Annotated in this window: 11 protein-coding genes; 1 reads left to right on the top strand and 10 read right to left on the bottom strand. The window is 39.2% G+C overall.

Annotation, left to right across the window (positions count from 1 at the left end):
- Positions 1-208: 208 nt before the first annotated feature.
- A complete protein-coding gene (locus ABMY42_RS25960) occupies positions 209-883 on the bottom strand; it encodes a hypothetical protein (protein ID WP_349266959.1) in 675 nt (224 codons plus the stop codon).
- A 313-nt stretch (positions 884-1,196) separates the two neighbouring features.
- On the opposite strand from ABMY42_RS25960, the gene ABMY42_RS25955 reads away from it, so the two are divergent.
- The gene (locus ABMY42_RS25955; RefSeq protein ID WP_077261279.1) at positions 1,197-1,790 is read left to right on the top strand and encodes a hypothetical protein; all 594 of its coding nucleotides are present in this window, start codon (positions 1,197-1,199) and stop codon (positions 1,788-1,790) included.
- Between the two features lie 160 nt (positions 1,791-1,950).
- Here the strand turns inward: ABMY42_RS25955 and ABMY42_RS25950 are convergent, their stop codons facing one another.
- The 9 genes from ABMY42_RS25950 to ABMY42_RS25910 all read right to left on the bottom strand — a co-directional run bounded on the left by ABMY42_RS25950 (position 1,951) and on the right by ABMY42_RS25910 (position 7,668).
- A complete protein-coding gene (locus ABMY42_RS25950; protein ID WP_349266958.1) occupies positions 1,951-2,487 on the bottom strand; it encodes a hypothetical protein in 537 nt (178 codons plus the stop codon).
- Between the two features lie 175 nt (positions 2,488-2,662).
- Complete coding sequence (locus ABMY42_RS25945; protein WP_349266957.1) at positions 2,663-3,244, bottom strand: hypothetical protein; 582 nt, start codon at positions 3,242-3,244, stop codon at positions 2,663-2,665.
- Between the two features lie 137 nt (positions 3,245-3,381).
- Positions 3,382-3,876 carry a hypothetical protein gene (locus ABMY42_RS25940; RefSeq protein WP_158653460.1) on the bottom strand — a complete coding sequence of 165 codons (495 nt, stop codon included), beginning with the start codon at positions 3,874-3,876 and terminating at the stop codon, positions 3,382-3,384.
- 132 nt (positions 3,877-4,008) lie between these two features.
- A complete protein-coding gene (locus tag ABMY42_RS25935) occupies positions 4,009-4,458 on the bottom strand; it encodes a hypothetical protein (RefSeq protein WP_349266956.1) in 450 nt (149 codons plus the stop codon).
- Between the two features lie 238 nt (positions 4,459-4,696).
- Positions 4,697-5,194 (bottom strand): GNAT family N-acetyltransferase, encoded by a 498-nt coding sequence (locus tag ABMY42_RS25930; protein WP_349266955.1) that lies wholly within the window; start codon positions 5,192-5,194, stop codon positions 4,697-4,699.
- 145 nt (positions 5,195-5,339) lie between these two features.
- Positions 5,340-5,777, bottom strand: a complete 438-nt coding sequence (locus ABMY42_RS25925; RefSeq protein WP_349266954.1) for an NUDIX pyrophosphatase — start codon at positions 5,775-5,777, stop codon at positions 5,340-5,342.
- Positions 5,778-5,927: 150 nt separating this feature from the next.
- Positions 5,928-6,353 (bottom strand): hypothetical protein, encoded by a 426-nt coding sequence (locus ABMY42_RS25920; protein ID WP_031854826.1) that lies wholly within the window; start codon positions 6,351-6,353, stop codon positions 5,928-5,930.
- Between the two features lie 140 nt (positions 6,354-6,493).
- Positions 6,494-7,120 carry a hypothetical protein gene (locus ABMY42_RS25915; protein WP_349266953.1) on the bottom strand — a complete coding sequence of 209 codons (627 nt, stop codon included), beginning with the start codon at positions 7,118-7,120 and terminating at the stop codon, positions 6,494-6,496.
- A 128-nt stretch (positions 7,121-7,248) separates the two neighbouring features.
- Entirely contained in the window at positions 7,249-7,668 is a 420-nt protein-coding gene (locus ABMY42_RS25910; protein ID WP_349266952.1) for a hypothetical protein, read from the bottom strand.
- Positions 7,669-7,820: the final 152 nt, after the last annotated feature.

Raw genomic sequence — 7,820 nt, 5'->3', positions numbered from 1 at the left:
GATAAAACTCCATTTCTCCTTGTTGTATACCAGATGCTGACTTCGCTAAAACTGTAGCACTTTTGTAAAAGCGCCGAATACTTGCTTCGACGTGACTCATATCAATGTTCATATACCTCCTAACGCCGCATTAAGGTGTGAGCGCCGCTTGGCTATACTTGAGCGAAGCGAAACTGCCAAGCGTTGCGAATCACTCTTAAATGCTTTGTTATGCTCGTCTTTGCAAGCGCCTATTTAGCTCACTTAGTTTTCTTGCCGTTTTGATGTATTCGAGCATAGTTTCTGGCTCGAACCAATACTCATGTTTGTGTTCCAATGTCTTTGCACACAGTTGAAGCACTTGAGAATTTGTTAGTTCACTGAGACTTATAACTATGTCTTTATTTAATAACGGGTAGTAAGGTGCTAGAGAGTTTAGCTTCTCTGCTACTGGCAAAGTAACACGTAGAAGAAATGACTCTTTATAATTTTGTGGCTTGGCATTGAACTGGTCATATACAGCGACACCATGACGATAATCTAGCTCCTTTCTTAATATTTTGTGATTTCTTAATAGCTGCAGCAAATCCTCATCTTTCAATTCACTCGGTTTTCTCTTGTATGACCACTCATCAAGTACTTGCAATAAACAGTCGTTTATTGCTGCCTCTATACTTTCAGTAATATTGTATATTATTGGGTAGGTTATTTTACTTATCTTTTTGTTATCTTCATGCTCCTTTAACTTTACAGTTAAGAAAAAGAAAACATAGCTCGATATAATTGAAATAACAAAGCCCGTAAACAGACTTCCGACAGAACTTGTCCCAAAAACATACCCCGCCCCAAAGCAAACAGCCACAAGAGCTACAAAGTTCACCCCTACTGGGTAATCAATCTTCATATAGTAATGTCCAATTTAGATGAGCATAACGCCCTGTTAAGGTGTGAGCGACGCAATACCGAAGCCACCGCATACCACCTTAACCACTAAACCTGACGCATAGTAAAAATGCCACGCGTTGCGAATCACTCTTAAACAGTTTGTTAGCCACAAATACTACATGTAGTATTGATATTTAAGATCAAGCACAATATGTAGATTCTTCACATTTCTAAATGAAACCAAATGAAATAACCACAATTATAACCATGTTATATTGCAACACATAGCATAAATGATAATGTGACATCGAGCCAATAACTGAGGATTTTGAATGCCTACATTAAGTGTTTCCGAGTTTTCTTTGATAGTTGTAACTTCAGGAAAACCAAAGCAGACAAGGGTAAGAAACATCGCTAAACGCGAACCTTACGCAGCTTTTCGCGACTACTATGGTCCGTTGCGAAACTCGATTAAACGTCTTTTCATTGCCAAGCGACATATTTCTCACCTCTACACGATTTGCAACCGTCAGGAAGGGAGTAAAAAGCGAAATTATGAAATGATCGTCAATACTTTCAAAGATTGGCAATCTGGTAAAAATATCCAGGCTTTTGATCCACCGAGAGAACACTATAACTTTTCTCAAACGAGCATCACTTGTAACCCTGAGCTACATGTAGTTTTGAACGGGCAACCACGCCTAGTTAAACTCCATTTTAGCAATAGTGACAAAATGACTCAGGAAAGAGCAAACATTATCTGTGCTTTGATGGAGGACTCAATTAATGACAGTGGCTTTGAGTATTCAGTTTTAGACTTAACCTCCGGAAAAGAGTACTTCTTCAATGGTAACTACGAAAAAATCTATGACAGAATAAATAACGAGATCAAAGAGCTCGAGAAATTCTGGTTGGAAGTCGCTTAAAGAGAAAGAGTGTGGCAAGGATGCCCATTTTTGTGGCTAACGCCCTGTTAAGGTGTGAGCAACGCAATACCGAAGCTCCCGCATGCCACCTTAAACACTAGACGCAACGCATAGTAAAAATGCCACGCGTTGCGAATCACTCTTAAACAGATTGTTAGGTTTATTCTGAGAACCAAACTTTAAATCTAGCTGAACTATACTCATCTCTTGTAAGATGAGCGCTATTATACAAATGAACTAACTGAGTTATTCTTCTCAACTTCGTTGCTCTGTTAATTTTCTTATCTTGAGAAACCTTGCGTTCATTCTCATATTCTTTTGTATATTCGATAATATTCCCTAAAAAAGCTGCTCCGGCAAAAATAGCATAAATGATCCAAAACTTACTTAGTGCATCATTTTTGTTAGTTCCCGATGATTGCTCGTCGTTGACTGCTCTGCCAAGGCTGCTGTTCTGATAGATACCTTTTTTACACTGTTGAGCTGTAAATTCCTGACCTAGCAGCGTACATATCAATCTCTTATTCATATAATAGATGTCCCGCACTACCTCATTGACTTGCGTCCTCTGAGCGCTTTCTTCATTACCTGAATAATAATTTATTTGATACTGCAATACAGGAATTAAGAATAAGGCTCCGTACATACCTATTAATTGAAAGTAACGATGGGGCTTCATTCTAAAACTAAATGTCATGATAATATTTACCTTTATTATTGTGCGGTTTGCACTCTCGAAAACCTAACGCCCTGTTAAGGTGTGAGCAACGCAATACCGAAGCCGCCGCATACCACCTTAAACACTAAAACCAACGCATAGTAAAAATGCCACGCGTTGCGAATCACTCTTAAACAGTTTGTTAGGCAAAATTTTAACGGAACCTGCCATAACAGATATCTTGAAATGTACCTATCTCAACCTTGCCTTTTTCAGTAACTTGAATTTGGTTTTGAGCCACGGAACACCAACCATAAGATTCAACCAACTGCACTTCTCGTTGCACCTCTTGTGCATCTAGCCTTTGACTTTCAGCAAATTTGACTAAATCGAATGATGTATCCGAATAAAGAAACAACGCAATTTGCTTGCCGGCTTCGCCTAACTTCGTATACCGGTACAATGGTTGGTTGTCGATTTGCTCTGCAATTTGCTCGGTTAAAGCCTCCAGATCATGGACTCTTCCTTGTAAAGCTCGCACAAAGTTATCTTCATTACTGTAGTCCGATGGTGCATACAGTTTTGTATGGTGATCAGTCACTAGTCGATAAAAGACATACAACACTAAGCATGGAAACAAAACTAAAAATAAAATTAATGCCCACAATAAGCTCCCATCTAAATCTGTTTGAGACGTAAACAAACCTGCAATCGCATACACAAAGACAAAAGCCAATGCGATAATACCCAACGGATTCTTTGACAACCCGACAGCTGTATTTCCAAAACCACTCAAGAAACAATCCTCATTTTGCCTAACGCCCTGTTAAGGGGTGAGCAACGCAATACCGAAGCCGCCGCAGACCACCTTAATCGCTTAAATCAACGCATGGTAAAAATGCCACGCGTTGCGAATCCCTCTTGAACAGTTTGTTATGTGACCGGGCGAGAGAATGAAACAATGAGATAGACGACCGCAATAGCCAAAGCAAATAAATTAGTCAATTTAGTAGAAGTTGTTGCATTTTCATCTGACATTGCTGCTAGACATAAACCAGCAATAGAAAAAGTCACTGCGTATTTCTCAAAATTTTCGCTAAAAATAGTGAGATTGTCTGATAAAGATACCCAAACGATAATAAGCAAAAAAGATAAAGTGTTAATTAGAAAGCCCAATTTTGCTAGGATTCTATTGATTCTCTTAACCCACGTAGGCGTCATCGATGATCTTTTGATTTCCGCAACTTCTTCCGGTGGGTAAAACATGCTATGAAACTTACAATTATTACAAGACTCTACTTGAGAAATTAAAAGCTGTTCATCTCTTCGAGGATCTTTTGATGCTATAGATACAACACCTAATGCTCCATTGTGTTTATCATTTGAACAACTTTGAGTTACCAAATATCTAATTTTCTGTTCGCTCAAGTTTATTACCTTTTTCATTAAATCTTATTTCGGTGACATAACGCCGCATTAAGGTGTGAGCGACGCTTGGCTATACTTGAGCGAAGCGAAACTGCCAAGCGTTGCGAATCACTCTTAAATGCTTTGTTATGTTTATTTTTCAGAGTTGCTTGAATCTTGACTATTTTGTCCGTCCGCAGGAATCGTGCCTCCTGAGTGCATGAATGGGTTAAGTAAAAAGCCAACAGCTGCCATAGCAAACAGAATACAAGCTAGCCACTGAACCAAGCCTTGAAATGCGGTTAAAGCATTCACGGAACTAGTGGAAAGGTCATTTTGATACTTCGCCATTTTGCAGTCACTATATGTTTCTTTTTCTTTGATACTGCATTCGAGCTTATCAATCGACTCCACTGTCTTCCCTGATTTAGACTCGACTTTGTACCAAAGCTCATGCGCTGATTTCTCAATAGGTAGCGTTATTGTGCTCACCTGCATTGTCGCCACTAAAAATAACGTTGCGAGAGCAACAGCACCTTTGAATAAAGCCTTATAGCCCTGTGTAGAACTCATCTTTGAAAATGAATACTCAACAAATTTCACACTATACCTTTAAATATTAAATCAAATTAGTATTGGCTGAAATATTGGGGCGGTAAAGTGATTTTCAAGTGCTACGCGATTAAAAAGTCAAACCATTAGTTTCACAGAACACCAATGAAACATAACGCCCGCTTAAGTGGTGAGCAACGCAATGCGATGTTTCCGCACACCACCTAAATCACTGAATTTGCCGCAAACCACAAATGCCACGCGTTGCGAATCCGTCTTAAAGCGTTTGTTATGCTTGTGCCAAAGACAAGCTCATATTCAGACTAGTTTCCTTTCGACCTGATTCAAAAATCACTTCGTTGTTTAGTCCTGTGTATTTAAAGCCAAACTTTTCATACAAGTTTTGCGCCACGACATTTGATTTATATACATCTAACCTTAACTCTTTGAAACCAAAACGCTGACCATCCATCAATACTGTTTCCAGTAACCTTTTAGCAATTCCTTGTCCTCTAAAATCAGCATGTACTTGAGCACCTACAAATCCTATTTCGTCTGTATCCATGCCGCACATAGTTCCCGGAAAAGCTTCTATGCTAGCGACAACCTTATTATCAACGATTGCTATAAATTGAGGAATTTGTTGTTTGGTAATCCTATTTAGAACAACTTCAATTTTGTCTTTTGGTGGCGGTGGGCTCCGTAGATATACACCCTCGTCATACACCCCTTGCCAAAGTTCCCAAAATCCATCTAAGTCATCAGAACAGATTCTTCGAATTTCCATATTTTCTCCAAAAAGCATAACGCCAAATTAAGTAGTGAGTAACGATACCACCCACCTAAACCATTGTGCCGTAAACACCGAAGCTGATTCAAAGCAAAAATGCCGAGCGTTACGAATCTGCTTAAATTTATTGTTATGCGATTTTTCAAAGATTGCGATTAAGCCTTTGATTAAGCTCCCATAAAGCTATTCTGTTTGAGTCATATTTCAAAAGTTCACTAGCCTCTTGAAAACCACACCAACGAAATTTCGTATGCTCATTTGATAGCTGAGGCTCAGTAGACACCCGAACTGAAAAAGAATATTCAGGCACTACAAACTGATGATTAGTCCAATTTTCATGACCAGCGTAGTACACTTTTGGGAGCATACACATTGAGTCCAATTGCTGCCAATCACTGCCAATTAAACCAGTTTCTTCTTTAAGTTCACGCTTTGCAGCCTCGATAATGGATTCACTATCTTCACCGCCACCTGAAACCGCTTGCCATACACCATTATCACTTCGTTTTCCGATTAAGTACCGAGGTTGTTCATTGAATATTCGATACGGAAATACTAATACTTGAAATGGTGCTCTCATTGATTTTCCCTCTAATCGCATAACGCCCTGTTAAGGGGTGAGCAACGCAATACCGAAGCCGCTGCATACCACCTTAATCACTTAAGCAAACGCATAGTAAAAATGCCACGCGTTGCGAATCCCTCTTGAACAGTTTGTTATAACTATGATTTAACCATAATCACGAGTTACCTTTTCAAACTCTCGCATTACATCGGACAATTTAAAACCCAACTTCCGGTAGTTTTCCAAACACGACTTTATAATGATTAACGACTGAAACTTAAGGTCGATTTCAATAACTGTCTCGTCACCCTCGTCATGATGTTTAATGACGTTCCTCGACCAATTTCTATCTCGAAGAATAACGTTCGTTTTAGGACTATCATCTCCATTCCACTCAGCTAAGAATCGCTTGAACTTTACAAAGAAAGCACTATGTGGCTCTACATTGCTCGCTTTAAGCAGTCCTTCACTTAAGCTTTCAGCACTTCCTGCTAGCGTAAGTGCACAAACATATTCTCTTTTGAGGTATAGTGAGCAAGCCTTTTTTGTCTGACTAACGAATATATCTTTTTTATCGATCTTTTGTTTCATTCACTGCTCTGGAAAAGTAGTTATAACGCCCTGTTAAGGTGTGAGCAACGCAATACCGAAGCTCCCGCATACCACCTTAAACACCAAACGCAACGCATAGTGAAAATGCCACGCGTTGCGAATCACTCTTAAACAGTTTGTTATAGCTCAATTTTGTTTTGAATTTGAGCAACCCCATCATTCCAAGTCCGCAATATCATAACTTTCAAATCCATTGCTAGTTTTTCAGTAGAGCTATTAAAAAGTTGAGCTTGCTGCTGAAAACGAATCTGAGCATTTTGAATTTCAATATTTAATGAGCCTTTACCAAAGCCGTGCAGAAGACCATCTATAGGATTGTTGTAACCTGTCATAAACCCTATAACCATGCCTTTGATACCACTGTGTTTATCCACCACAGCAAGCAAATCTCTTGCACTTTGAGATAAATACGTACTTTGATCCAAAACTGCATTAATATCTCGATAAAGAAAACTTCTCAGCGTACCCAATCGGAATACATCAACAACTATTGATTCGAGATATCTAGAGTCATAGCCCATGGTTTCGAGGCACTCAACTGCATTTCGTTGTAACTTTTGCTCGATTGTTTCAATAGCGTCAAATAGGTCAACTTGTAGTTTTACTAAACTGAGGTTTGAGACACTTAACATGGCGGAATGCCAGTCAGTATTAGGGGCAACTACAATCTGATTTGCAAATATTTTATGAAATTCACTTATCGCAACACCAAACTCTTCGCAAAAAGCCTCTGAACTCCAAGTCATTTTTATCTCCAGAAACGTGGGAGCAATTGAGCTATAACGCCGCATTAAGGTGTGAGCGACGCTTGGCTATACTTGAGCGAAGCGAAAATGCCAAGCGTTGCGAATCACTCTTAAATGCTTTGTTATGTTTAATTACCTACCGCAAGTTCGGATATCTTTGTTTTGCCATTAACTGAATCGACAAGTCTAATGTATTTACCTTGATGTGCAGTCCAGAAAGCGCACCCACCTTGAGTGTCTGTGCTAATTAATGATTTTAAAAACGACTTTTCGTCCTCGGTGTCAACTGCAACCTTCTTTCCTGGCAATATCGTTAAAAGAATGTTTCCTGAACCAACCTCAACCGTTTCATCTATTGCGAGCTTTCCTTCTTTGGTTATACAAAATGCGTAGTTCGTATTAATCTTGGCTTTGTCACCTACAACAAGATCATATACATAAACCTTCCCTGTCTTTTTTGAATAATCTTGAATATCTATATCCCACAACACTTCAGATTTGCATGTGAATGAAACAATCATTGGAACTAATAATGCTAAGATTTTCATTTTTACTCCTTGTTAAGATGAAACATAACGCCCTGTTAAGGTGTGAGCAACGCAATACCGATGCTCCCGCATGCCACCTTAAACACTAGACGCAACGCATAGCAAAAATGCCACGCGTTGCGAATCACTCTTAAACAGTTTGTTATGTTCGT

The sequence above is a fragment of the Vibrio sp. SSH13-20 genome, assembly GCF_040104475.1.
GTDB classification, from domain to species: Bacteria; Pseudomonadota; Gammaproteobacteria; order Enterobacterales; family Vibrionaceae; genus Vibrio; species Vibrio harveyi.
Note: the sequence above shows the minus strand (reverse complement) of the source record. Positions and strands in the feature narration are given on the sequence as shown.

Coding starts and splice junctions, on each gene's coding strand:
- ABMY42_RS25960 (WP_349266959.1), bottom strand. CDS start 883: ATGAAGATTGATTACCCAGTAGGGGTGAACTTTGTAGCTCTTGTGGCT.
- ABMY42_RS25925 (WP_349266954.1), bottom strand. CDS start 5,777: ATGAGAGCACCATTTCAAGTATTAGTATTTCCGTATCGAATATTCAAT.
- ABMY42_RS25950 (WP_349266958.1), bottom strand. CDS start 2,487: ATGACATTTAGTTTTAGAATGAAGCCCCATCGTTACTTTCAATTAATA.
- ABMY42_RS25910 (WP_349266952.1), bottom strand. CDS start 7,668: ATGAAAATCTTAGCATTATTAGTTCCAATGATTGTTTCATTCACATGC.
- ABMY42_RS25930 (WP_349266955.1), bottom strand. CDS start 5,194: ATGGAAATTCGAAGAATCTGTTCTGATGACTTAGATGGATTTTGGGAA.
- ABMY42_RS25955 (WP_077261279.1), top strand. CDS start 1,197: ATGCCTACATTAAGTGTTTCCGAGTTTTCTTTGATAGTTGTAACTTCA.
- ABMY42_RS25915 (WP_349266953.1), bottom strand. CDS start 7,120: ATGACTTGGAGTTCAGAGGCTTTTTGCGAAGAGTTTGGTGTTGCGATA.
- ABMY42_RS25920 (WP_031854826.1), bottom strand. CDS start 6,353: ATGAAACAAAAGATCGATAAAAAAGATATATTCGTTAGTCAGACAAAA.